General features: G+C 40.1%; 23 protein-coding genes. 14 read left to right on the plus strand and 9 right to left on the minus strand.

Annotated features, from left to right (window positions below; genetic code table 11):
• The first annotated feature begins 131 nt into the window (after positions 1-131).
• The gene (locus tag RMY64_RS09125) at positions 132-1,070 is read left to right on the plus strand and encodes an NAD-dependent epimerase/dehydratase family protein (RefSeq protein WP_322699846.1); all 939 of its coding nucleotides are present in this window, start codon (positions 132-134) and stop codon (positions 1,068-1,070) included.
• A 43-nt stretch (positions 1,071-1,113) separates the two neighbouring features.
• Here RMY64_RS09125 and RMY64_RS09130 read toward each other — a convergent pair whose 3' ends face one another.
• A complete protein-coding gene (locus RMY64_RS09130; RefSeq protein ID WP_322699847.1) occupies positions 1,114-1,848 on the minus strand; it encodes a Uma2 family endonuclease in 735 nt (244 codons plus the stop codon).
• A 223-nt stretch (positions 1,849-2,071) separates the two neighbouring features.
• Here RMY64_RS09130 and RMY64_RS09135 point away from each other — a divergent pair, with 223 nt between their 5' ends.
• Positions 2,072-2,956: an SMP-30/gluconolactonase/LRE family protein gene (locus RMY64_RS09135; RefSeq protein ID WP_322699848.1), complete on the plus strand. Its 885-nt coding sequence runs from the start codon at positions 2,072-2,074 to the stop codon at positions 2,954-2,956.
• A gap of 458 nt (positions 2,957-3,414) precedes the next feature.
• Here the strand turns inward: RMY64_RS09135 and pgsA are convergent, their stop codons facing one another.
• Positions 3,415-3,951 carry a CDP-diacylglycerol--glycerol-3-phosphate 3-phosphatidyltransferase gene (gene pgsA, locus RMY64_RS09140; protein ID WP_322671158.1) on the minus strand — a complete coding sequence of 179 codons (537 nt, stop codon included), beginning with the start codon at positions 3,949-3,951 and terminating at the stop codon, positions 3,415-3,417.
• Positions 3,952-4,088: 137 nt separating this feature from the next.
• Here pgsA and RMY64_RS09145 point away from each other — a divergent pair, with 137 nt between their 5' ends.
• The 7 genes from RMY64_RS09145 (at position 4,089) to RMY64_RS09175 (ending at position 11,241) form a co-directional block, all read left to right on the plus strand.
• Complete coding sequence (locus tag RMY64_RS09145; protein WP_322671157.1) at positions 4,089-5,510, plus strand: aspartate ammonia-lyase; 1,422 nt, start codon at positions 4,089-4,091, stop codon at positions 5,508-5,510.
• A gap of 155 nt (positions 5,511-5,665) precedes the next feature.
• On the plus strand, positions 5,666-6,637 hold the full coding sequence (locus tag RMY64_RS09150) for a DUF362 domain-containing protein (RefSeq protein ID WP_322671156.1): 972 nt from the start codon (positions 5,666-5,668) through the stop codon (positions 6,635-6,637).
• A 1,153-nt stretch (positions 6,638-7,790) separates the two neighbouring features.
• Entirely contained in the window at positions 7,791-7,976 is a 186-nt protein-coding gene (locus RMY64_RS09155; RefSeq protein WP_104905165.1) for a hypothetical protein, read from the plus strand.
• A 418-nt stretch (positions 7,977-8,394) separates the two neighbouring features.
• On the plus strand, positions 8,395-8,907 hold the full coding sequence (locus RMY64_RS09160) for an inorganic diphosphatase (RefSeq protein WP_322671155.1): 513 nt from the start codon (positions 8,395-8,397) through the stop codon (positions 8,905-8,907).
• A 146-nt stretch (positions 8,908-9,053) separates the two neighbouring features.
• Complete coding sequence (gene panD / locus RMY64_RS09165) at positions 9,054-9,437, plus strand: aspartate 1-decarboxylase (RefSeq protein ID WP_094349223.1); 384 nt, start codon at positions 9,054-9,056, stop codon at positions 9,435-9,437.
• 11 nt (positions 9,438-9,448) lie between these two features.
• Positions 9,449-10,351 carry an MBL fold metallo-hydrolase gene (locus RMY64_RS09170; RefSeq protein WP_322671154.1) on the plus strand — a complete coding sequence of 301 codons (903 nt, stop codon included), beginning with the start codon at positions 9,449-9,451 and terminating at the stop codon, positions 10,349-10,351.
• A gap of 413 nt (positions 10,352-10,764) precedes the next feature.
• Positions 10,765-11,241 (plus strand): hypothetical protein, encoded by a 477-nt coding sequence (locus tag RMY64_RS09175; protein ID WP_322671153.1) that lies wholly within the window; start codon positions 10,765-10,767, stop codon positions 11,239-11,241.
• Between the two features lie 512 nt (positions 11,242-11,753).
• Here RMY64_RS09175 and RMY64_RS09180 read toward each other — a convergent pair.
• The 3 genes from RMY64_RS09180 to RMY64_RS09190 form a co-directional block, all read right to left on the minus strand.
• The gene (locus RMY64_RS09180) at positions 11,754-12,968 is read right to left on the minus strand and encodes an HhoA/HhoB/HtrA family serine endopeptidase (protein ID WP_322671152.1); all 1,215 of its coding nucleotides are present in this window, start codon (positions 12,966-12,968) and stop codon (positions 11,754-11,756) included.
• Between the two features lie 266 nt (positions 12,969-13,234).
• The gene (locus RMY64_RS09185) at positions 13,235-14,557 is read right to left on the minus strand and encodes a D-alanyl-D-alanine carboxypeptidase (protein WP_322671151.1); all 1,323 of its coding nucleotides are present in this window, start codon (positions 14,555-14,557) and stop codon (positions 13,235-13,237) included.
• 444 nt (positions 14,558-15,001) lie between these two features.
• On the minus strand, positions 15,002-16,072 hold the full coding sequence (locus tag RMY64_RS09190; RefSeq protein WP_322671150.1) for an LOG family protein: 1,071 nt from the start codon (positions 16,070-16,072) through the stop codon (positions 15,002-15,004).
• Between the two features lie 765 nt (positions 16,073-16,837).
• Here RMY64_RS09190 and RMY64_RS09195 point away from each other — a divergent pair.
• The 4 genes from RMY64_RS09195 (at position 16,838) to RMY64_RS09210 (ending at position 22,348) form a co-directional block, all read left to right on the plus strand.
• Positions 16,838-17,653 (plus strand): GNAT family N-acetyltransferase, encoded by an 816-nt coding sequence (locus RMY64_RS09195; RefSeq protein WP_322699849.1) that lies wholly within the window; start codon positions 16,838-16,840, stop codon positions 17,651-17,653.
• Between the two features lie 277 nt (positions 17,654-17,930).
• Entirely contained in the window at positions 17,931-19,583 is a 1,653-nt protein-coding gene (locus tag RMY64_RS09200) for a glycosyltransferase family 39 protein (protein WP_322699850.1), read from the plus strand.
• A 104-nt stretch (positions 19,584-19,687) separates the two neighbouring features.
• Positions 19,688-21,280: a glycosyltransferase family 39 protein gene (locus RMY64_RS09205; protein ID WP_322691520.1), complete on the plus strand. Its 1,593-nt coding sequence runs from the start codon at positions 19,688-19,690 to the stop codon at positions 21,278-21,280.
• Between the two features lie 348 nt (positions 21,281-21,628).
• Complete coding sequence (locus RMY64_RS09210; RefSeq protein ID WP_322699851.1) at positions 21,629-22,348, plus strand: DUF4079 domain-containing protein; 720 nt, start codon at positions 21,629-21,631, stop codon at positions 22,346-22,348.
• 146 nt (positions 22,349-22,494) lie between these two features.
• Here the strand turns inward: RMY64_RS09210 and RMY64_RS09215 are convergent, their stop codons facing one another.
• The 3 genes from RMY64_RS09215 to RMY64_RS09225 form a co-directional block, all read right to left on the minus strand.
• Positions 22,495-23,673: a hybrid sensor histidine kinase/response regulator gene (locus RMY64_RS09215; RefSeq protein ID WP_322699852.1), complete on the minus strand. Its 1,179-nt coding sequence runs from the start codon at positions 23,671-23,673 to the stop codon at positions 22,495-22,497.
• Positions 23,674-23,852: 179 nt separating this feature from the next.
• Entirely contained in the window at positions 23,853-24,116 is a 264-nt protein-coding gene (locus RMY64_RS09220; RefSeq protein ID WP_322699853.1) for a hypothetical protein, read from the minus strand.
• Positions 24,117-24,271: 155 nt separating this feature from the next.
• Positions 24,272-24,466, minus strand: coding sequence for a hypothetical protein (locus RMY64_RS09225; protein WP_322671144.1), 195 nt, complete (start codon positions 24,464-24,466; stop codon positions 24,272-24,274).
• Between the two features lie 329 nt (positions 24,467-24,795).
• Between RMY64_RS09225 and RMY64_RS09230 the strand changes: the two genes are divergently transcribed.
• Positions 24,796-25,293, plus strand: a complete 498-nt coding sequence (locus RMY64_RS09230; protein WP_322699854.1) for a GNAT family N-acetyltransferase — start codon at positions 24,796-24,798, stop codon at positions 25,291-25,293.
• A gap of 95 nt (positions 25,294-25,388) precedes the next feature.
• Here the strand turns inward: RMY64_RS09230 and RMY64_RS09235 are convergent, their stop codons facing one another.
• Complete coding sequence (locus tag RMY64_RS09235; protein ID WP_322699855.1) at positions 25,389-26,006, minus strand: class I SAM-dependent methyltransferase; 618 nt, start codon at positions 26,004-26,006, stop codon at positions 25,389-25,391.
• Positions 26,007-26,023: the final 17 nt, after the last annotated feature.

Genomic DNA, 26,023 nt, shown 5'->3' on the forward strand with positions numbered 1-26,023 from the left:
CTGATAATCTCAGATTGGGCATGGGGCATTGGGCATGGGGCATTGGGCATTAGTTATTTCTTTTTGTCTCCCTAATTCCTAGTCCCCAGTCCCTACTCCCTCGATGAAAACTGATATGAAAGGGTGAATTTATGCGAATTCTGATTATGGGTGGTACTCGGTTCATTGGTGTTTATTTGACTCAATTACTGGTGGAACAAGGACACGAGGTGGTGCTGTTCAATCGTGGAAATCGGCCAGCACCTTCTTTAAAGGGAGTAGGACAAATTATAGGCGATCGCACAGATGCTACTCAATTAAAAGCAAAATTATCACAAGAAAACTTTGATGTCATTTTTGACAATAACGGGCGAGAACTTACTGATACTCAACCATTAGCAGAAATTTTTCAAGACCGAGTGCAACATTTTGTGTATATGAGTTCTGCGGGAGTATATCTCAAATCCGATCAATTGCCACATGTAGAAGGCGATGCTGTAGATCCCAAAAGTCGTCATAAGGGTAAACATGAAACAGAAGCTTACCTGACTCAATTGGGATTACCTTTTACTTCCATTCGTCCTACTTATATTTACGGGCCTCGTAATTATAATGAGTTGGAAGGCTGGTTTTTTGACAGAATTGTGCGCGATCGCCCCGTTCCTATTCCCGGAAATGGGTTGCATATCACCCAACTAGGTCATGTTAAGGACTTAGCACAGGCAATGACTCAGGTTTTGGGCAATGAAAAAGCCATAGGACAGATTTATAATATCTCTGGCGATCGCTTTGTCACTTTTGATGGTTTAGCCCGTGCTAGCGCTGTTGCGGCTGGCAAATCACCCGATGCTGTCAAAATCGTCCACTACGACCCGAAAAAGTTTGATTTTGGCAAACGCAAAGCTTTTCCGATGCGGGTGCAGCATTTCTTTGCTTCGGTAAATAAAGCGCAAACAGAATTAAATTGGCATCCTGAATATGATTTGATTTCTGGTTTACAAGACTCTCTGGAAAATGATTATTTGGCTAATGCAAAAGATAAAGCTGAAGTAGATTTTTCTGTAGATGAGGAAATTTTAAAAGCGTTGTGAGTAAAGATGTTTAGGGGCAGACAGCGATATGCCCCTCACATCTTCAAAACTCATCAGGGTTAACGCCTAACTCGCGCAGTTGTGCTGCTAATCTGTTAGCACGTTGACTTTCTCGTTCTAGTTTTTCTAGCGGTGTGGGCAGCCAATTCCCACTTGCATCATACCAACGTAGCCACAATCGCTCAATTTGTTGGTAAGAACCTTGCCAAAGTCCTAAGCCCAGTTCCAAACCCGGCATCCACACCCGTGGGGTACTCAAGTCCAATTCGCTGTAACGGTCTGCAACTAATTGGAATGCTTGGAGTTTGTCAGTGTAGCGGTCAAACACAATGTAGTAAGGAACTCGCAAGATCCGCTCATAAACTTCCCATTTGGTCGGTGGTTGGTTAATCTCCCGCAGAGTTTGTCCTAAGTCTTCTTTTTCAGTGCCAGGAGAAAGCAATTCTACCACTACAAAAGGAGCAACCCCTTCTTGCCAGATGACGTAACTTAGACGCAAGTTTTGCTGTTCGTAGAGACGTGAAACTCCCACAGCTGCAAACCAGTCTGGGCGTTTGTACCATAGTGTATGCCGGAGGTCATAATAAAGATTTAAGTCACTGGCAACAAATACCTCCTCTGTTGGATAGTTAGGTGGACGGAAGGTTTCGCGCAGAAGTTGGGGCTGAAAAAAGTGAAATTCGTCAGGCAAACCAGAGTCCTCCGGGTATTCACTGGGAAGATCGTACATGGTTGGTAAGACTTCTTTAGGAGATAGAGGCGGGTCTGTTTGGTACATAAAGGGAATCCTGACCGACTAATTTTAAGTTAACGGATCGTGGTAAAGATTGAGTCCAAATCAAAAATATTTTCTTCTACCTGAGAAAGACGCGATAAATTGCGTTTTTAGTCTTTACTGAAATAGGAATGAAAATTTTCTCTATTAGTCAGGCAAATCTTTTTGAAAATTGCCTGAATGTTACTGAAACTAGTTTTTGTAAATACCATTGTTGGTTGATAAAATGAGCCAGATTGTGCAATATCCACTCCACAATGTACTAGAAGCCCGTGCGCGTTTAGGTGAAGGGCCTATCTGGGATTCTACCCAAAACCTAATTTACTGGATTGATATTTACAACCATCGAGTGCATCAATTCGACCCTGCAACAGGAAAAAATCGCTTTTTTGATGTGGGAGATGTGGTAGGTGCGATCGCAACAGCAGGTGCAGATAGATTAATTATGGCACTACGTCATCACCTAGCATTCCTCAACACCCAGACAGGCGAAGTTACTCCCATTTTGGAGATTGAAGCAAATCTGCCAGAGAACCGTCTCAATGATGGTAAATGTGACCCTCAAGGCCGCTTTTGGATCGGTTCAATGTCTTCTTCAGAAAAACCCCATGCTAGCCTCTATCGTTATGATGCTGATGGCTCATTACATGTGATGGAAACAGGATTGACTATCTCTAATGGGTTGGGTTGGAGTCCAGATCAGAAGACATTTTATTTAGCTGATTCTCCTCACCAAAAAATATATGCTTATGACTTTGATTCAGTAACAGGTAATATTATCAACCGCCGAACTTTTGTTGATTTAACTCATGAATCTTTCCATCCAGATGGGTTAACAATAGATAGTCAAGGAAATATTTGGTCAGCGATGTGGGATGGGTGGTGTGTGATTCGTTTCAATCCCAAGGGTGAAGAAATATTGCGGATTAATCTACCCGTTCCACTCGTAACGAGTTGTACCTTTGGTGGCAAAGATTTGCAAACACTCTACATTACTACCGCTTCAGTTGGACTCAGCCAAGCGGAGATAGAAAAAAGTTTCTACTCAGGTGATTTGTTTGCTCTCCAAACTGATGTTACTGGATTACCTAGCTATGATTTTGATAAATAAAGTATTAGCTGTGTAAAAGTGAAGCGCTAAATTTGCCTCTCGTATTCGTTCAACTCAACTCTTTACTTGTTTGCGAATTCTAAAAATTCCGAGTTCCGAGTTTTGATCTCGAAGTTTCCAGTTCTGATCCTGAAGTTTCGAGTTTTGAATCTCAAGTTTCGAGTTCTGATCTCGAAATTCCGAGTTCTGATCTCGAAATTCCGAGTTCTGATCTCGAAATTCCGAGTTTTGATCTCGAAGTTTCCAGTTCTGATCCTGAAGTTTCGAGTTTTGAATCTCAAGTTTCGAGTTCTGATCCTGAAGTTTCGAGTTTTAAATCTCAAGTTTCGAGTTCTGATCTCGAAGTTTCCAGTTCTGATCCTGAAGTTTTGAGTTTTGATCTCAAAATTCCGAGTTTTGCTCTCGAAATTCCGAGTTTTGAGGTTGCTGCCAATATTCCTATGTAGCTTATTCGTGGTTCACTTTACATCTAATATGGTATTTTCCTTAATTGGATTTTGCGGCAAAAGATAAATACCACCAGAAATTAAAGTTAGGGCAACAGAAACCCAAAAGGCAATCAGAGAGGGAGTTTGCCACACTTCAGGTAAGGGTGCAATTAAAAGTGCGATCGCAACTATTTGACTAACAGTTTTGAGTTTACCCCAAATATTCGCCCCGGTAATCGTCGTTTGATTCACCCGCCAACCAGCGATCGCTAATTCCCGCGCTAAAATCAAAAATACTCCCCAAGCCGGGATTTTTTCTAGTTCAATCAAAACCATCAATGGCGCTAGTACTAGAAATTTATCCACTAAGGGGTCGAGAAATTTACCCAACTCACTAATTTGGTTGAGTTTCCGCGCCAAATAGCCATCTAACCAATCAGTTAACGCCGCAACGATAAAAATCGCCAAACATATCCACCTAGCTTGTGGTGTGGGGTTGTACAAGCCATAAAGCAGAAATGGTACACCTAGAAGGCGAGAGAAGGTAATCCAGTTGGGTAGCGTCATTGAAAATTCAAAATTCAAAATTAACAAGTGTAAAGCAACAACCTGGCAAGCAAATATGCAAAATATATGCAGATTAGTGTATCTGAGTGTGCCTGCGTGGGAAAATCTGTTTTCTGAAGCTCTCTTAAAACAATACTATGACTGAACACACAGACTCTCAATTCCGCATCGAACGCGATTCGATGGGCGATCGCCAAATTGCTAGTAGCGTTTATTACGGTATACAAACGCTACGAGCCATAGAAAACTTCCCCATTAGCGGCATTAAGCCTTTAGCTACCTACGTAGATGCAGGATTAATCATTAAAAAAGCTACAGCGATTGTCAATGGAGAACTAAATTGCATTCCCCAAGATATTAGTCAGGCGATTGTCCAAGCAACTGATGAAATCTTAGCTGGGAAGTTCCGAGATCAATTTGTTGTGGATGTTTATCAAGCGGGTGCTGGAACATCCCATCACATGAATGTCAATGAAGTTCTCGCAAATCGCGCCTTAGAAATACTTGGTGAAGAAAAGGGCAATTACAAACGTGTTAGTCCCAACGACCACGTTAATTATGGGCAGTCTACCAATGATGTGATTCCGACAGCAATTCGCATTGGTGGATTATTGGCATTATCTAAAACATTACACCCAGCAATAAATGGAGCGATCGCATCTTTAGAAAACAAAGCTGTAGAATTTCAAGATATCGTCAAATCTGGCAGAACCCACTTACAAGACGCTGTACCTGTGCGTTTGGGCGAAAATTTTCGCGCATGGGCGCACATTCTTACAGAACACCAAAACCGGATTTATACCGCCTCTGGTGATTTGATGGTGCTGGGTTTGGGAGGTAGTGCAGCCGGAACGGGATTAAATACTCATCCTTTGTATCGCGCCCGCGTGGTAGAAGTTCTTTCAGAATTGATTGATACTCCTTTAGAACCTGCACCCCATCTCATGGCAGCTATGCAAAGTATGGCGCCATTTGTAAATGTTTCTGGTGCTTTACGCAACTTAGCACAGGATTTAGCCAAAATATCTCATGATTTACGGTTGATGGATTCGGGGCCGAAAACTGGTTTCAAAGAAATTCAACTGCCTCCAGTGCAACCCGGTTCCTCGATTATGCCAGGGAAATATAACCCAGTGATGGCAGAGATGACATCAATGGTGTGTTTTCAGGTGATGGGTTACGATAGTGCGATCGCTTTAGCCGCCCAAGCCGGACAATTAGAATTAAATGTGATGATGCCGCTAATTGCCTATAACTTGATTCACAGTATCGAAATTCTCGGCAATACCATCGCTGCACTCACCGAACGCTGCATTGAGGGAATTACTGCCAATCAGGAACGTTGTTTAGCTTATGCTGAAGGCAGTTTAGCTTTAGTAACCGCCCTAAATACCCACATCGGTTATTTAAATGCCGCAGCTGTCGCCAAAGAATCTTTAGAAACTGGTAAATCTTTACGGCAAATTGTTTTAGAACGCGGATTAATGAATGAAACAGATTTAGCCACAGTGTTAAATCTAGAACAAATGAGTGGTATCGTACCACTCAAAACAGAATAATAGATTATGGGGCATGGGGCATGGGGCATGGGGCATGGGGCATTGGGCATTGGGCATGGGGCATTGGACAATAATTAATAGTTCTTCTTCCCCTGCTTCCCCTGCTTCCCCTACTTCCCCTGCTCCCCCTGCTCCCTCTATCCCCTACCTATACCATGCAGACTCAAAAACCAGCTGTTAGTCTTATTCGGGCTACATCTTACGAACAAGAGGCTTTAAGAGAATCCTTAGTCACGCTGCTGGAACCTTTTGGAGGAATGGCAGCGTTTGTAAAAAAAGGCGATCGCGTTTTACTCAAACCGAATCTACTTACCGGATCGCGTCCTGGTAAAGAGTGTATCACCCGTGCCGAACTAGTTTATCAAGTTGCCCAAATGATAATTGAAGTTGGTGGTAAGCCATTTTTGGGCGATAGTCCTGCTTTTGGTAGTGCCAAGGGTGTAGCAATAGCAAATGGCTATCTGCCTATTTTAGAAGAACTCAATCTTCCCATCATCGATTTTCACGGTCAGCGTTACCAAACCGTTAGTGACAATTTTAACCATCTGCGACTGTCTAAAGAAGCAATGGAAGCAGACGTAGTGATTAACCTACCGAAAGTTAAATCACATGCCCAGTTAACATTAACACTGGGTGTAAAAAACCTGTTTGGTTGTGTCCCCGGCAAAATGAAAGCTTGGTGGCATATGGAAGCGGGAAAAGACGCGAATAGATTTGGTGAAATGTTAGTAGAAACTGCCAGAGCGATTAACCCTGACTTAACGATATTAGATGGTATCATCGGTCACGAAGGTAATGGCCCCAGCAATGGGGAACCTCGCCAACTGGGCATTTTAGCAGCCGCATCAGATATATTTGCCTTAGATCGGGCAATGGTAGAAATCCTCAATGTTTCTCCTGAACAAGTGCCCACAGTTGCAGCTTCTCAAAGGCTAGGAGTTTGTCCAGAACTTGCTGCCATAGAGTTTCCACATTTAAATCCTGACTTATTAAAAATAGAAGATTGGCGGCTACCAGACAAGTTAATCCCTATTGATTTTGGTATGCCCCGCGTCATTAAGTCTACCTTTAAGCATCTTTACACCCGATTTATCAAGGAACCAATCAGTGTTTATGGAAGGCAGTAGGGGGTGGGGAGAAATCAATTCAAAATTCAACTTGCGCTTCTAGCGCACCAAAGGTGCGACTCAAAATTCAAAATTGTACACTTACAGGGAAGCAAGCTACGCGCAGCGTCTGTCTGCGACACGCTGCGCGAACGTAGAGAAGAAAAAGACAAGGGGAGAATAACCCATGCCCCATGCCCCATGCCCAATGCCCCATGCCCCATGCCCAATGTCCAATCCCCAATCCTCAATTTAGTGCAAACGTCGTTACAGCAATTTCATTTATTAGCAGAGTAATCTGTAATTACCCTCCGATTGCTTAACTAAACCGCCCTATTATATTTAGTGGCGGTTTTTTTAGCTGATTAATTTGTTATACAATTTTTCGTCTGAGATTTTGATTTATTCAAAAAGTTATACGGATTTAGAATCTGGAAGTTGGGATTGGGTATTTTGTTCAGACATGGGGATTTGGTAATAACTTACTACACCTCTAGGCTACCTTCTAAAACTTGTTTACTCTATCTTTATGTAGATTGACAAAACGGCTGTAATATTACACAGATTGCAAAATTTAAATTCTTAAATATTTGTTTAGTGATATCACTGAATCCATTCAGCCTTATACAGTTAATGTATCTGTGTTTATTCGGTAGTTATCATTGGTTACAAAAATCATTACTACTATTTTTTCTCTGGTGTCAAATATTTTGTGTATAACTACCATATAACAATCAAAAGCACTGAATATCTATCAGTGCAATTGCGGTTTTGTGTCCTGTATCACAAATTAGCAATTCCAGTAAAATGACCTTATCAAAAGCTTTATAGAATGTTATAATCATGAAGTATCGGATAAATATGTTTTGCTAATTAATCTTTAATCAGCGAAAAAATGTAACTTATGATGCTGTCAAAGTTTGCTTTGCGTATGCAACCCGTTACACCATACAAGGAAACACCTGAAAATATTAATTACAAAATAAAACATGATTTGTTGACTTGTAACTTTGTATTAAGAACTCCATGTATAAAAAGGCTACTATGACAGTTGTATAACTGATTTAAATTGTAGAATGCTACACATTTTACAGTTTAAAAATAGCTAAAATAGTATTAATACTCTCACTCAGAGAGTAAACCTACACAGTGTTGCGAAGAACTTCAATTTTGTATGAATTCAAATAGCCAGTCTGCCAATGCCGATACATATTCCCAACGTTTGGCAGACATTGTGGGAACTGCGATCGCTCTGTTGACTCTTACCCTACCCGTATTTGTCATCGCCCACTATTCTTCAACTAATGTTCAAAATAACCAGCAACCTCTGATTCAAAATATACAAAGAAATCAAGATTGATCGAGCTTACCAGTCGCATTTTCTCATAAGGATATCTACAAAAAAGCAGAACACTGATTTTGTAGACAATCTCTGTAGATGTGGCTGTAGTTAGTCAAAAATAAGCTAAATCTGGATTGTGTGACCCAGATTTTAGTTGTCTTAAACATTGTTAGGACAGAAATGCCTCTAAGAACAATTAAGGGCGGAGGATATCCATAATACCCTCTTGGAAAAAGCGTTGCGAAGTTTGCTCGTAACGCTTTTTCTATTTTTTGGCTAATTCAAGGGAATAGGTTGCATCTGAAAGTTTCTTCCCCAGTGCCCTATGCCATAGAACAAATACCTTGGGAAGAGATCCATATTGCCCTAAAATTCTACACGGGGAGCGAAGCTGACAGAGTGCCCCCATGATTCACAGTTATCAGAGGAGTTTTTTGTGGACTTATCTCGTATTCCTGCCCAACCGAAACCTGGTCTAATCAACGTTCTGATTGAAATTACTGGCAAAAGTAAAAATAAATACGAATACGACAAGGAACTACAAGCTTTTGCTCTAGACCGAGTACTTTATTCCTCAGTACAATATCCTTATGACTACGGCTTTGTACCCAATACTTTGGCTGATGATGGCGATCCCCTAGATGGTATGGTCATAATTGATGAGCCGACCTTTCCCGGCTGTATTATTGCTGCGCGACCAATTGGCTTTTTGGAGATGATTGACGGTGGCGATCGCGATGAAAAAATCCTTTGTGTTCCTGACAAAGATCCGCGCTACACTCAGGTAAAATCTCTGAAAGACATAGCACCACACCGCTTAGATGAAATTGCTGAATTTTTCCGTAGTTATAAAAATTTGGAAAAAAAGGTGACTGAAATTCTCGGTTGGCAAGATGTAGACAAGGTTGCAGCTTTAGTTGAAAAATCCGTCAAAGCTTATAGAGGATAATAGAGGAGTTAAGAGTTAAGAGTTAGGAGTTAAGAGTTAAGAGTTATGAATTTTTATTCCTAACTCCTCACTCCTAACTCCTCACTTCACTTTGCTAACTTTCCCTTGTTACGGATTTTAAAATCTGCCACCAACCCTAAACCAGAATGCAGCGTACTCTCCTTTTGGCAAAAATTCATAACTGCACCCTTACAGGGGCAAATATCAACTACGTAGGTAGTATCAGTATTGATGAAATCCTTTTGGAAAAAGCTGGTATCTTACCTTATGAGCAGGTGCAAGTAGTTAATAGTGCCAACGGTCAGCGCTTTATTACTTATGCGATCCCGGCTCTAGCTCATTCAGGAATCATTGAGCTAAATGGGGGTGCGGCACGTCTAGGCATTATTGGCGATCGCTTGATTATAATGACTTACGGGCAGTTCACTCCAGAAGAGTTAAAAAGTTACTCTCCTACGGTAGTCATTGTGGACGAAAAAAACAGGCTGTTAGAAGTGCGGCGCTACGATGACCTGCTCACTAAGGTCTAATTTCAAGGAAAATGTCAAATTTTGAGTTGTCGGATTCCCAGAGCTACATAAGAGAAAAGTCATCTACCCTGCCAAGTAGCCCAGCAGGTGAGTTTATCGTGCAATTCTGGGGTGTAAGAGGTTTAATTCCTACTCCTAGTAGCAATACCAGTCGTTATGGTGGTAATACCGCTTGTGTAGAAATACATGTAGCTGGGAAACGCTTGATTTTTGATGGCGGTACAGGCTTACGCATATTGGGTAAAACTTGGCAAGAACTGGAACAGCCACTAGAAGCCCATTTATTTTTTACCAACTGCCAATCAAACCGAATTCAAGGATTTCCCTTTTTTGCTCCTGCATTTATTGGAGAAAATTGCTTCCATATTTACGGCACAGCGGCCTCAAATGGAGCCTCAATCAAACAATGTCTGTACGATCAGATGCTCCAGCCACACTTTCCTTACCCTTTACAGGTAATGCAGTCAGAATTGCAATTTTACAATCTGACCCCAGAAAGTGACGTAAAGTTAGATGATGTCACCATTACAATTGCATTAATTAATCAAACTCAGCGGTCAGTTGGCTACCGAGTTAGTTGGCAGGAGTATAGTGTTGCTTATATCACGGATTTGCACCAAAATGCCGATCAAGTGGAGCGAGAGCGGATTTTAGAGTTTATTAAAGGCGTTGACTTGCTGATTGCCAATGCCACTTATACTCCGCCGACATCTCACAACCATGATTCTGCTGATTTACTCTGGCAAGCTGCGGTGAATGCAGCTCTGAATGCTGGCGTCAAACGGCTAGCCATTTCTCATCATCACCCAGATGACCATGATGATTTTCTCGATCGGGTGCAAGTCGATATTAAATCTGCTTTTCCTCAAGCCCTATTAGCCCATGAAGGTCTGGTATTAGTTGTTGGTAAGTGATTTAGAGTCGTTGTAGCGATTTCCTAAGTTATGTTTAGGGTCATAGCCCTGACTGGGGAAGGAAGTTTCGCAGCATTGGTAGCCCTAAACTTTTACTACAAGTGATTGGCAGCTTTTATAAAAGAGCCGTTTTACCTGTTTTTCTGAGATCGGGCAGGAAGGCTTTTTTTCAGAGTATATGCTCTACTCTGTACAAACTAAACCCAAATTACACAGATATCGGCTTAATCCTAAAAAAGCTCAACGTTATATTATCATTGTTAGCATTTCGTTGAGATAACCAATTTTGATAAAGCTCTTCCCAATCCATCTATTTCACAAAATTGCTGTATACATCTAACTTAGCGGCTTGTATCGAAAAATTTCATATAATAATTGTTTAAGTATATACAGCTAGGTGAAATGTAGTGTATGTGATAACAGAAATAGGACGAAAGCTGCAATTTTTGCTCGGAGTATGGAGAAGTTCATGTAAGCTAAAAGCACTCTCGTCTTTTCCGACAGTATTGAAAGTAACTCATACACCAAATCCTGTACAAGCACACAGAGGCGGATTAAGTGGATATCAATACACTTGGGTATATGCCACTACAATTGAGTCATTAGCTGGAAAAGTTGTTATTGAAGAATTTGGTGCTTTTAGTTGGGTTGGAGGACAATGGTACTTCAAAAACTTCACAGGTAAACCCTTTACTCGTAATGATTTTATTGAATGGTATTCCTGTCCAAGAGGAATGATATTACCTAATTATCAATACACTGATTTTCAAAATTGGAGTGGTAGTGCCGAATTAATTAACATGAAAACCAAGTGGTATTTTATTGGGCGAAATGAAAGTGGTAGGCGTGTTAAGGGTGAAGCTGAGATTGAAGGATTTGGTGAGCTTTAGTCGGTAGACCCCCTTATTTGCAGTTAATGTGGTTTCAAAATTGCCTTGTTTCCAGTTCGCTACATTTATCTGTGGCGATCGCAGTATTGAAAGTGGCTCATCAAGTCCTTAGCATAAGTTTCAGTATCAATGCTCATTTCACCCCGTAAACAGGGTAGTACAGCATTCCACGAAAAAACTAATATGTGTAATAAGTGACCGAAAGCATTCTAACTCCGTTAGCTCCCCCAATGCTTAGGTGTAGCCCGCCGTAGGCATCGCAACCCATCAATTCCAACTTATCAAAAGAGGAAACCAGTAGTACCGAAAACTGCGATCGCACATCGCAGTTTCTATTCAAAGAGGATGTTTGAAAAGTCTAAATTGTTACTGGTCTTGGCTACTGGAAGTCGCGGCTACACGAAACTTTACTCACTTCTGTAGGTTAAAAACCTTTATAGACTATACGCGCTTTGGGCACAGCATTGCTGTGCCCTTACTATTCCACACAATTAAAATAGGCTATATTGCCCCTACGACGCATTTTGCAACTCGGCTGTGCGGACTGAAAGCTGCTCTGTCTTATTACCTCGTTGCACTTTTACCTGTAATACTTGACCAAGGCGACTGTCTTCCACAACATTCTGCAATTGTTCGGCACTGGTAATAGCTTTACCATCAATTTGCAGAATTACATCTCCGCGTCGGATACCCGCAGATGCGGCTGGAGAATTGGGGACAACTCGCATAACAAAAACACCATTGATTTCTGGTATCTGAATCGGAGAGTTGGGATCGGTATTATTTTGCTTGGCAAGATCGGGTGTCAAAGTTAGCATTTGCACACCGAGATAGGGATGAGCAACTTTGCCATCGCGTTGCAGTTGCGTTGCGATCGCTTTAGCTTTATCAATAGGAATGGCAAACCCAATACCCATTGCATCAGGGCGAATGGCTGTGTTAATCCCAATTACTTCACCTTGACCATTCAATAGTGGGCCGCCAGAGTTACCAGGGTTAATAGCGGCGTCTGTCTGAATGAAATCCAAGCGTTTATCGCTAATGCCGACTTGGGCGCTGGAACGTTTGAGGGTACTGACAATTCCCAAGGTAACAGTGTTATCGAATCCCAAAGGATTACCAACTGCGATCGCCCAGTCTCCTACTTGGACATTAGTGGAAGAACCCAAAGGCGCGACTGGTAAATCGTTACCAGCGTTAATTTTGACTACTGCCAAATCTGTGACTTCATCAATACCTTGAACTTTTCCTTCAAAGGTGCGACCATCTTTGAGTCGGACTGTTACTTTATCCGCCTTATCGACCACATGAGCATTAGTCATAACTAACCCGCTCTTGTCAATAATGAAACCTGAGCCTAAACCACGTAATTGCTCAGACGGCGGCATCTGTTGGGAGAAACCGTCACCAAAAAACCGACGGAAAAAGGGGTCTTCCATAAATGGATCGACGCGGCGAGTAATTGTTCGCTCAGTATCAATGCGGACAACTGCTGAACCAACACGATTCACTGCGGCTGTGACAAAGCTAGTGCTACCGATCGCAGCACTAGCTGGTGATTGCCGTTGAGCAATTAAATTTGAAGTATCAACAGTTATTGTGGGTGCTGGTTCGGCTTGGGAGGGTAACACTTGCAATGTGCTAACCGCTAGCACAACTCCTAGCGCGATCGCTAAAACATGAGTACTTAGTTGCCGTAAAGACCGAGATATTTTGGGAAATCGCATAATCACAACCTAATTTATAAGCTTAATTGTTGCTTAGTCGTGACAAATCTATTTACAGTTATTTTTATTTTAGGTTTCGCTTGCTCTTTACCCTACTGGGGTTAGGGCATTTTGCGAACTACCTGTAATCAACTTAATAGAAAATTTAACCCAAAAGCTATTATGGACATTACCCTTTCAAGTTCGGTTTTTACCCATCAATAAAACTTTTGGATTGCGAATAACATTAGTCCCCTCTCTGTTCTAACTGTAGATTATGGAAGTCCCTAACTTTTGTATAAAATTTCATTCCGATTAACTGCACCTAGCTGGGGTAAAGAGTTAATGGCTGAGTGGGGAGTGAGGTTAACAGGAACGGTTGGAGGTAATTGTAATTGTTTAACAACACTTTGCAAGAGTTGGTCTTGTCCAGTCCGCAAACCCCAGACATTTGTCCCACGGTTGATAATCGCAAACCAAACCAAACCGCGATCGCGTGTGGGCATTACTCCCGCTAAAGCGCTCACATCCCGGAGAGTACCAGTTTTGATCACAGTCGCTAGGGGAATGTGTCTAGTGTGTAGTGTCCCCCGGTGGTCGAATCCAGACATCGGGAATAAGTCAGCTAGATTCAGTTGATGGGCAGATGCTTCAGCTTGAATAGCCATAAACATGGCACACACAGCCCTGGGGGAAATGCGATTTTCCGGCCCCAATCCAGAACCATTGATTAACTGGATTTCCGCTTGTGGCACTCTCGCTAGATTAGCAGCAGTTGATTGGACTACAGGCGCTCCCCCTACTGAGTCTGCCAGCATCTCTGCCATATCGTTGTTACTATAAACGTTCATTTCCTTGAGCAGTTGCTTCAAGGGCAATGAGCGATGACGCAGTAACAAAGTTTGTTGAGGGTTTGGTTGCGCCTCAACTTTCACTGCACCCGCAATCACAACTTGAGGCTTGGGTGTTCCCTTGGGCATGATTGAGTGTGTATAAATTGCAGGGCGACCCCAAGTGGCACGATTTAGCGTTTGCTTGAGCATCAGACCGGCTAGCATTGGCTGACGTTGAAAATTCATGGCAAAACTGCCAGTAATAATCAAATTTCCTTTTACTTGCTTGATGCCCATTTGATTGAGAGTATTACCAAGAGCGATCGCTTCTTCCCAAACAAACAAAGGATCGCCACGGCCTGTAACCACCAAATCGCCCTGCACAACTCCATTTACCACTGGGCCAGTGACACTCACCAAAGTATCAAATTGGTAATCTGGCCCCCAAGTTTTCAAAGCAACTAGTGAAGTGGCAATTTTGGTTAAAGAAGCAGCCGGCAGAGGTGTCGTACCTTGGTGATTTGCCATCAGCATTGGTCCCGACTGCATCCAAATTCCCTGACTCTCAGCCAGATTTTGCGCCACCACTTTTGATGTGATGAGCTTTTTCAAATATTCCTGCACTGTAGTCGCCCCAGTTGGATTTGGATCGGGGGCAAGAACAAAGCCAGGGCTACTTTGCCAAGTTAGTGCATCTAAGGCATCTAGAGGTTTGATTTGTACTCCAGCCATTTCCAGCCAAAGCGACACCAAACCTGAACCCAATAATTCCAGCATTTTTTATTCCTCTGTTAGGATCTCAAGCGTTGTTTACTGTGCTAATATACAAGCTTTTTTACAAAAATCAGTATTGAGTCATAATAACTGGTGTTTTTCTCATCTGTAAGTAGGGTGAATAATATTGTTTTCGCGCTAAAGACACGATAAATCGCCGCCTCTATAATAATCAGCCTTTTGTCTTGACAGCGATTCATCGCGTCTTTTGCCTTAACCTACGCGCAGGGTGTCGCAGCCTGATAATAAAAGGCTTTATGCTGTGCGATCGCTCTTGGTAATTCCATAACCTTGAAACAAGGAAAGGGAAAGTATTCAAAATTCTCTCCCTTTTTTCCCTTAATACACTAATCAGCATTCAAGTTGCATAATCAGGGCGGACATCTTATCCGCCCTACAAGATAGTGAGAAAATTTTAATATGCAAATTAGATGTGTTTTAGCTTACCTACTTTCTTTCTGGATGCGCTGCATCCTCTGGTGAAGGAGTACCCATCCGGTTAATTGTGGCAATCATCTGATACAAACGTCCCAAATCGCGTTGATTGAAGTATAAAATGAGGCGAGGTAATCCAACAGTTTCATCTTGTGCTTCTTGAGGTAATGCCTGACTTTTTTCAATTCTTCCTTGAATAATAATGTCGCTGAAATCAGCATTAAGTTGTTCTAAAAGAGCGTCTGATATATCTGTCTTCAGGCGGATGACTAGCTTATTGCTTACATAGCGGCTGGAATGATAAACCTGGTAAAAACGGGTGATAGCATCACAAGCCACATCCAGGTTGTCTGTCACTGTATAAAGGTTGGGGTCTTCAGGATTGACAAGACCGTTTTGCACTAATTGCTTATCAATATATTCGCTCCAAGAGCGCCAGTAATCACCACCAGGGCGATCGATTAAAACTAAAGGTACTGGCCCAAATTTACCAGTTTGGCTTAATGTCATACATTCAAAGGCTTCATCTTGAGTGCCAAAGCCTCCCGGAAACAAGGCTACAGCATCACTTTCTTTGAGGAGAAACAGCTTGCGGGTAAAGAAATATTTGAAGTTAATTAGCTTGGGATCGCCCTCTATAAAAGGGTTTGCTTGTTGTTCAAAGGGTAACTGAATGTTTAATCCAAAGGAATTTTCTCGTCCAGCACCTTCATGACCCGCCTGCATGATTCCACCACCACCGCCAGTCATCACCATAAATCCTAATTGAGAAACAGCGCGAGCAAACTCAAGGGCCATTTGGTATTCTGGCCTATCTGGCGCTAGACGAGCAGAACCAAAGATGGTGACTTTGCGAACGTGTCGGTAATCATAGAAAAGCTGGAAACCGCGCTCCATATCTGCTAATGCAGCGGATAATATTTTCCAATCGAGACGCTCAATTTCAGTATCAGCTAGACGAACAATAGTAGTAAGTGCTTGCTGAATAAATTGCCGATTTTTTAATGTCGGTAAACGAACGATCAATTCAGCGATATCCGCCTGTAAAGACTCTAATATGTCAAACGACGCAGATGAGGTCATGAGAACTGCTGCAACAATGGCACTATATTTTACGTGAACTACTCACACTCTAGCAAGCGAGAATAGCCTTCTGATGTGCAATTAGCAAATTTATAACTGGTTTTGAAGCTAGGAAATTCTAAAAATCTTTTTGATAAGGCTTGTTGCAATACTTCAACTGTTGGACACCATAACAAGTTCTCTTAGTAGATAGATTGACATAATTTCCCTACTAAGGATAATTGTCATCACAATACATAGCAGATTTCAAGGAAGGTGAGGTACACAACGATTTGTCTGACCCAGGTATAAAGCTTGTTTTACTCCTGAATTCTGTATTCTGCGGTATATCGGAGTTTGTGTAAAATGATATAACTTACATCTATAGCGTATATCAAAAGAAAATTTTGTATCTTATTGCCAGATTTTTTAGGAATTAATGTCCATAATAAAAGCACTCTAACCCTAATCTAAGAAAGTAAAAAAGCTCTTTAAATCGCAATACCGTTCAGTTCAACCTAAAATCCTTGGTAGAGACACGAAATGGGACTAGGCTTCTCTACAAGACGCTGCGCGATCGCCCCACTATGCTAATGTCCCGCTGGCTAACGTGTCTTTACAGGTCAAAATCAGTACCAAAAATCCTTAACCCAAGCTTATTTCTCTAAAGGATGTTTGATCGCAAACTATATCAATTACGCTTATACACATTAATTCATAATGTGATTTATTTATATAGTGCCTAAATCTTATAGAATATTTTCGCAAATCTAAGTAGGAAGATAGATGGAAGTTTCTGGACGCATCAATTACCCACTGAATCCTCCTCCCACTCTTGAAGATTTTCCCGTCCTTCAAACTGAAAAATATACCCTACGGCTGGCTTCAACTGAAGAAGAATTAGAATCAATTTTTCGGTTGCGCTTTGAAGTTTTTAATCTTGAACTAGGCTTGGGGTTTTCTGCTTCTAATTTTACCCAGATGGATATAGATAAGTTTGATGCGGTTTGCCATCATTTAATCCTAATCTCCAAACATACGGGTAAAACGATTGGAACTTATCGGATGCAGACCTATATAATGGCTTCTCAAAGACTAGGCTTTGATGCTACCGATATATTTAATCTTAATGGAATTCCCAATTCTGTGCTTCAGGTATCAGTGGAAGTTGGGCGTGTATGTATAGCTAAAGAATATCGCAATAGTCAGGCACTTTTACTACTCTGGGAAGGGCTGGCAAATTATCTCATCTGGAGTAAAAACCAATATTTCTTTGGCTGTGCATCATTACTAACACAATGTCCTGGGCAAGCTACTTGCGCTTATGATTATTTTCGGCAGAATAACTTGATGCATCCAAGTATTTTGGTTTACCCAAATTCACAATTTTGTTTAGAACTGACTCAAAATTATCCAGGTTCATCTAATATTGAAATTCCTAAAATTTTGCAGGCTTACTTGAATATTGGAGCTAAAATATGCAGCCTTCCTGCTATTGACCGACACTTTAAAACTATTGATTTTTTAACTATATCTAATATTGCAGACTTTGGCAGATGGCGTTATCCAAACCCTCTCAAAAAACCCTTAGTACAGATATAACTAGACTTAGTGTATTTTATACTTTATTGACATCTCGGTTTCAAAACAAAATCCAGTTTTGCGGGATTTGATACAACCTTGCCCATTTCTTTTTGTAGTTAATAAAGGAGAGGTGTTGATTGCCAATCTTCCCAATCAAATTAAAGTCCAGTTGGCGATGTTTAACAAATAGGCTTTGCTTGAAGTCTTCGCTATGTCTACGATGGGCGTAGCTGCGACACCTCATCCAGTCCACTTAATTTAGATAATTTGAGAAAACTTTTTAGGAAACCCACTTATGCGCCATCTCAAATTTGCTCCGAGTTGGTTGCGATTTTTAACTATCTTCTTATTGACGATGGGTATATTATTTCGCTTTTCTAATCTTGATGGTAAAGTTTTTTGGCACGATGAAATTTATGCCTCATTGCGAATTTCTGGTTACACAATTAATGAAGCTAAACAGCAACTTTTTAATAATCGTGTGATTGGTAAAGAAAGTTTTGCTCAGTTTCAAGGTGCAAATCCAGAAAAAAGCTTAAATGACACAATTATGTCTTTAGCAAAACAAGATCCTCAACATCCGCCATTGTATTACATAATAGCAAGATTGTGGATGGAAATCTTTGGTAATTCGGTGACAGCTATTAGAAGTTTATCAGCCTGCATTAGTTTGCTGGTGTTCCCTTGTGTTTATTGGCTATGTCGAGAATTATTTAATGTGCCATTATCGGTTCCTGGTGTTGCGATCGCACTCATGGCTATCTCTCCAATTCATCTAGTATACGCCCAAGAAGCACAAGAATATATTCTTTGGTTAGTCACCATTTTACTATCTAGTGCGTCTCTGCTGCGAGCCATAAGGCTAGAAGATGAGCTAGCAGAAGAACGACAAAAACCAGATTTATTCGCTATTTGGAGCCTTTATGCAGTTACTTTAGCGATTAGTCTTTATACATTTCTTTGGAGTGCATTTGTAGCAGTTGCTCACGGAATTTATGTAATTACCGCTGCCAAATTTCAGTTTAATGAAACTGTTAGAACTTATCTGATAGCATCACTGGTAGCTTTTTTAGCTTTCATGCCTTGGATAACAGTTGTGATTGGTGAATTTTTTCAATTTTTGATTTCAGCAGATAAAACAACGATACAGTCAGAATTGATACCTATATTTCCATTTTTGCTAATGCAGTTAAGCCGGATTTTTTTTGATATAGACCTTAGTTCCGAAAATTCTCTAGGCTATGTAATTGCACTAGCTTTTTTAACTTTAGTAGCATATTCAATTTATTTTATTTGTCGAGCAACTAACTATAAAGTCTGGTCTTTTATCATCACATTAATTGTAGTACCAGCATTACCCCTAATACTGCCAAATTTAATTGCTGGGAGTATACGAGCGTCTATCGAACCATATTTAATACCATCTTATTTAGGAATCCAAATAGCTGTTGCTTATCTATTAGCTACACAACTATATAATGAGAGCGGGGCACGTCGGAGCTTTTGGTACATAATCATGGCATTAGTGATTATTTGTGGTTTAATTTCTTCTAAGGTAAGTTTTCAGGCAGAAACTTGGTGGAATAAGGGTATAAATTATAGCAGCCCACAAGTTGCCCAAATCATCAATCAGAGTAATCGTCCACTTTTGATCGGTGATGCTTTGGGTAATAATTATGGTAATATCTTTTCTTTAAGCTATCTTTTGGAACCAAAAGTACGATTTCTGTTGGTAAATCAAAAAATTCCTAAAATTCCTGATGGGTTTACTGATGTGTTTTTACTTAATCCTTCAGACACTTGGGGTAAAACAATAGAAAAAAAGTATAAATTAAAGACAGATATTGTTTATAGCGATCGCTATTATTCGATTTGGAAATTGGCTAAAGCTCGTAATGTACGCCGACGGAATATCTCATCTAATAATAAATTATCTGCTAATTTATAGCGTGCTATAGCTGTTACCAGATGCTTTAATGACAGCGATTAAACATGATGTAGTTGTTTCATTAAAATACATAATTTTTGTAAAATTTATTGTGAAATTTAGTTATGCGGCATCTCCAACTTGCTCCGAATAGATTGCGATTTCTCATTGTAGTTTTGTTAATGGTGGGTATATTTTTTCGTTTTTTTAACCTTGACCGCAAAGTTTACTGGCACGATGAGACTTTCACTTCATTACGAATTTCTGGTTATACGTCAAATGAAGTTAAGCAGCAAATATTTAATGGTCGCATAATTAATAAGGAAAGTTTTGCCAAATTCCAAAGTCCCAATATGGAGAAAGGCTTACGTGACACAATTATATCTTTGGAAGTAGACGATCCACAGCATCCACCACTGTATTATATACTCGCTCGGCTTTGGGTAGGAATCTTTGGTAATTCGGTGACAGCAATCAGAAGTTTATCTGCGTTTATCAGCTTGTTGATTTTTCCGAGTATTTATTGGCTATGTCGAGAATTATTTAAAGCATCGGTATGGGTATCTGAGGTTGCGATCGCACTCATAGCAATCTCCCCTATTCACTTAGTATACGCCCAAGAAGCACGAGAATATATTCTCTGGATAGTGACTATATTGCTATGTAACGCTTCATTACTACGAGCATTACGATTGGAATCACAACATGGAGTACTACGTATACTAAATTGGGGAATATATGCAGTCACTTTGGTGCTTAGTCTTTATACATTTTTATTCAGTGGATTTGTTGTAGTCGCTCATGGAATTTATGTAATTGCCACTGCAAAATTTAGGTTTACTAGAACAGTAAAAGCTTATCTATTAGCATCTTTTGCAGGGTTTTTAGCTTTTACACCTTGGATACAGGTTGTGATAGTTAACTTGTTGCAATTAAAAAGTTCAACAGCTTGGACAAAAAGACATTTACCCTTAGATGCTTTGATTAAATCTTGGCTTTTACAGTTAAATAGGATTTTTCTGGATTTAGATTTAGGCTTTGAAAATCCCTTTACCTATGTAATTACGCCATTTTTTTTAGTTCTTGTTGGATATTCTATTTATTTTATTTATCGAAAAACTAACTATAAAATTTGGTTGTTTATTGTCACGCTAATTCTGATTCCTGCATTACCTTTAATGCTACCAGACTTACTTTTTGGGGGTATACGCTCACTTGCAGAACGTTATTTATTGGTTTCTTATTTAGGAATTCAACTTGCTATTACTTATTTACTAGCTATGCAGCTATATAATAAGAGTATTGTACGCCGAAGAATCTGGCAAACAATCATGGGACTAGTGATTATTTGTGGACTAGTTTCTTATGGAGTGAGTTCTCAGGCCGAAACTTGGTGGAGTAAGGTTATTAGCTATGGTAATCCACAAGTTGCAAAAATTATAAATCAGGCAACTCATCCACTTTTAATTAGCAATGATTCTGGTATTAATTATGGAAATGTCTTTTCTCTCAGCTATCTTTTACAGCCAAAAGTGCAGTTTCAATTAGTAAGAAACCTTTCTATCCCTAATATTCCTGATGAGTTCACTGATATTTTTTTACTAAATCCTTCGGATACCTGGCGTAAGCAAATAGAAACAAATTATAATTATAAAACTTTTGTAGTATATGGTGACAAAAATTACTTGCTTTGGAAAATAGAAAATCCACGTAGGTAGCGATGTATTTTTTGAAAAAATTAGGACTTAACCAAAACTAGACACTGTAGTTATGGGCAATTCATATAAATGAATTCGCGTCAGATAGAGAAGGAACTTAATTGTTTTTCAATTATTATTTGTATAATTTTATATTAAAAAATATTTCCATATATTCAAAATTATATGGAAATATTTGCTAAAGTCATTATCTTTTATAAAATCTTTAAATAGTTTCTTGATTAAAATCAGCTAAAAACAACAAAAATAAATATTAAACAAATTCTCATCTGAAATTAATTTAAGTAATGGTACGATACTTTAAATTATCCTTTGTGATGAATTCAATGATTCATTGAAAGGTATTCTATGCAAATAACAGATTTTCTTGGTCTTTTACATCCTGCGATCGCAATTATATTCGTCTTTCCACTTATTGGTACAGTAGTTAATTTTGCTTGGCAAACACGCCAACGCAGATTGCAAATTTTAGTAGGTAGTAAGAGTAAAATTCCTCCAGTGGTGGGTGCAGAACATAAGCAGTTAGGTGAAAGGCTCACAAGTGCAGTTGTTGGATTAACTTTAATCGGATTAAGCTACCCTATTGGTAAAAATGTTATCAAAAATCAATTGTGGAATCAAACACCTTTTCAAGTTATTTTTGTACTGCTAATATTTGCTGCCACCATCGCCTCATTAGTATTTCTTTATCGGGCAAAACAGCGGGTGTGGCGGGCAGTTTTTGCAACTTTAACTGGTGCAGGTTTAGTAATTATCGGCTGTCAAGATGGAGTCTATCGCCGCACCAATGAGTGGTATTGGTCACATTATTATATTGGCATTACCGCAGCACTGCTAATGATTTTTTCATTAGCAATTGTTCAAGATATTTATCAAGATAAGTCCAATCGCTGGCGTCTTGTCCATACGATTTTAAATTGCATTGCTTTGTTGCTATTTATTGGACAAGGTATGACAGGAACGCGAGACTTGTTAGAAATTCCTCTGAATTGGCAAGAACCCTATATTTATCAGTGTGATTTTGTTAATAAAACTTGTCCAACCCCAAATTCCCAAGCACCAAAATAAGCAGGAGAGCAGGGGAGACAAGGGGACAAGGGGACGGAATTATTGAACAAGCCTCTTCCTTGTCTACCTTGTCTCTTCTCCATACCCAATGCCCAATGCCCAATGCCCAATGCCCAATGCCCAATTATAATAATTTATTTGTCTAATCATTGTAGTGGTAAAGTGACAATTACTGTTGTACCAACACCCTGCTCACTTTCTAATTGAATATGACCACCATGTAACTCCACACATTTTTTAACTATAGTGAGTCCCAATCCTGTTCCTTGAATTACACCCACATTGCTGGCGCGATAGAAGGTTTGAAATAGATGAGTTTGATCTTTGAGAGGAATTCCCATTCCCCGATCTTTGATTTGGAAAATTGCGAGGCGATCTTTGCAAATCAAATCAAACCAAATAGTATCACTTTCAGGAGAATATTTAATGGCATTGGAAATCAAATTAGTTAAGGTACAATTTAGTAGGTCTTCATCAATTTGGGCTTGGGTCGATTCACCTTGACAAGTAAAGATAATGCTGTGTTTACTACCTGCATTGAGTTGAAGAATATCTGTGAGTTCGCTACAGAAATTTTCTAAATTTAACAGCGTAGGCTTGTATTCGAGTTTAGCTGCTTCCGTTTTACTCAAGAACAATATCTCATCTAAAAGATTAAGCATCTGGTTGATAGCATTTTGTATTCGATCGAAATATTTAGTTCTGCGGATATCAGTTAGTTTATTGCTGTTGTATTGAAGGATATCTACAGCCGTCTGAATCGTAGTCATAGGGGTGCGGAACTCGTGAGAAACCATTGCTACAAAGTTTGACTTTAACTCGTTGAGTTCCTGTTCTTTTGCCAGCGCTTGACGGGTGCGTTCTTCACTCTCGCGTAGTTGGTTGAGAATTTCGCTTCTTTCAATGGCATAGCGAATGGCACGCACTAACCATTGTATAGTGATTTTATCTTTAACTAAATAGTCTTGCGCTCCTTCTGCTAATGCTTGCAGTGCTAAATCTTGATCGTCAACACCTGTTAATACCACAACTGGGATATCAGGTACTGCTGCCATAAATTCTTTCAACGTGTCCAGTCCAATAGAGTCTGGAAGGCCGAGGTCTAACAAAACTAAGTCGAATCTGCGTTGCTTTCGACTCTCTATCTGAGAATTATCAAGGTTAGACGTAGAATTTTCCCTGCTAGCTTCTATCGCCTCAGATAACCGTTCAACATGTAACATCTGCCATTGTTCTTGATCTGAATTTAAAAATATCCGGCGTAGCAGATGAGCATCACTTGCACTATCTTCTACTAATAGAATGTGAATTGTGAGCTTTTCCATAGTACAGGGTTATATCAATTTGTTAGATAATCACCTGATTTCCTATTTTTTAGATAGGGCTAGAATTCATGCGCTTGTTAAAAGGTTAATAAGCGGTTATTAGATACCTATTTAAAGATACCTTAATTTGCGTTGAGGGTAAAATAAAATACTGTTCCTACGTCCGGCCCGGTTTCGACTCAGCCCAGATGCGTGCGATCGCCATACCGCTCAACGATTTTTTTGTAGATAGCTAGACCAATGCCAGTACCAGAAAATTCTCGACGAGTATGAAGACGGCAAAAAACCTCAAATAATTCGCTCAAGATATTGAGATCATTATCCTGAGCGATCGCTATATGTAAATTACTTAGAGCTAGACTGAGGGCAGTATCACAGTCAACGAGAACAAATTCCTGACCGCGAGTACCCACACGATAATAAACATAGCTGCGGTAAGCCACGCTAACGCACCAACGTAGAGAGAGACAATGCAATTTTTGACACAAAAACAAGTGGAGATGTAGTGTAACACCACATTTCCACTCTAAATTTAGTGTATTAGGGTTACAACAAAAGACCCCACGAGCTGATTAAAACTTGGGAAAGTTCAAATTAATTAACGTGACTCAGTTCCTTGATTGGGGCTACCTGCTACACCATCGTTTTCTGGAGCTTCTGGAGTAGCAGTGGATTTAGCATCACTCTTTTGTGCATCACCAGTTTTGCGGATACTTTCTTCAGTAGGGGTTTCGCCGTCAGCAGAAGCAGTAGACGCAGGTTGTTCATTATTAGATTTTTGTTGTTCAGCCATGATTACATCCCTTATTATTTATCTTTGAGATTATCTTAAAAAATTAGGAGTATGAATGCATCTATCCAGATATAGTTATGGCTGATTTTTACCTCTATCGGAAGTATTGTTTAGTATTACTCATGTATGCTGAAAAAATCCAGAAATGTAGAGTTATTTAACCTTACAACCCTTCTTATGGCTAAGGTAGAACCTGGAACGGGTTTTATGTCTAACATGTTTTTGAAATTGCTTTATTGATAGTTGTCAGTAAATGGCAAGCGATCTGAGTCTAGCTAGGCGAATAATATGGTGTGATGATGGTGATACAAACTATCAAAGTCTAATTAATGAACCAGAACAATCTATCGTTACCATCTGGATGTATCCTTCGCAAGGCAACCTCTGGGGATCAGTGGTCGATTCGATTGCTGGTATTTTCAGCCAAACTCGATCCAACCCAATTAAATTGGCAGCAATTTTGGGTAGTTGAATACAATGAGAATCTGATAGCTTGCGGACAGCTGCGTAACTTTTCAGGGGCACAAGAACTTGGTAGCTTGGTCGTTGCATCAGCTTGGAGAGGTCGCGGTTTGGGTAGTTTGCTAACGCAGCATTTGATTAATACAGCAGTGCAACCACTTTATCTGGAATGCTTAGGTCAACGGCTGGTGCAGTTTTACAGTCGCTTTGACTTTGTGCCAATATCTTTTGAAGACTTGCCACAATTTCCCAAGACAATAGGCTTATCTACGCTCAAGGAGAAATTTAGATTCTCGCAGTTAGCTAAAAGGCTGCTCAAAGTTCCTGTGGTATTTATGGAATATCGAGGTCAGACTAATTCGTAATTCGTAATTCGTAATTCGTAATTCGTAATTTAAGAGATGCAGAACAAGGCTTGATACAAGATGTTTCTAGTCCTTTACTCTCCCCATTTCCTATTTCAACTTAGAGGTTTAGCAAAAATCGTTAGTAAGACAGGCCCTAGTAAATAATGGTGATTCAAACACAATAACCCAGCAGAGGAGCCAAGAAGTTGACGTTGATTAGGGCTGTAGAGTCTAATTCCACGGGGAGAGATAGGCAATAATTGAGGTTCGGTCTCTTTTTTGGAAGTAATGTCAACCAAATAAAAGCGTCCACCGGGAGAAAGTACCCGTGCTATCTCACTAACCACCTGTTTTGGTTCCAAATAGTGCAAGAAGCTGATAGTATTGAAAATGGCATCAAATTGACCATCAGCAAAGGGAAGAGACTCAGCTTTGCCCTCAATATAAATTAAGCGTGGACGATGGCGGTTGTTCTGTCTTGCTACCCGCAACATATTAGCAGATAAATCCAATCCGGTAGCTTGGAGATTGGGAAACTGAGTAGCAAGGCGCTCAAGCAAGCGTCCAGTACCACAGCCGATATCAAGTACATTTGCTAGCTCTGGTAAATCGACGTACTCCAGCAACCGTTGGTGAATGGCTCGATAAAACACTGAAGGAAAGAACCAATCGTAACTTGATGCCCATAGGTCAAAAAGTAGCTTTTTATTATTGAAAAAGTCATCAGTCATTAGTTTTCGCAGCTTTC

The organism is Nostoc sp. DedQUE08 (assembly GCF_034530895.1).
Taxonomy (GTDB): domain Bacteria; phylum Cyanobacteriota; class Cyanobacteriia; order Cyanobacteriales; family Nostocaceae; genus Nostoc.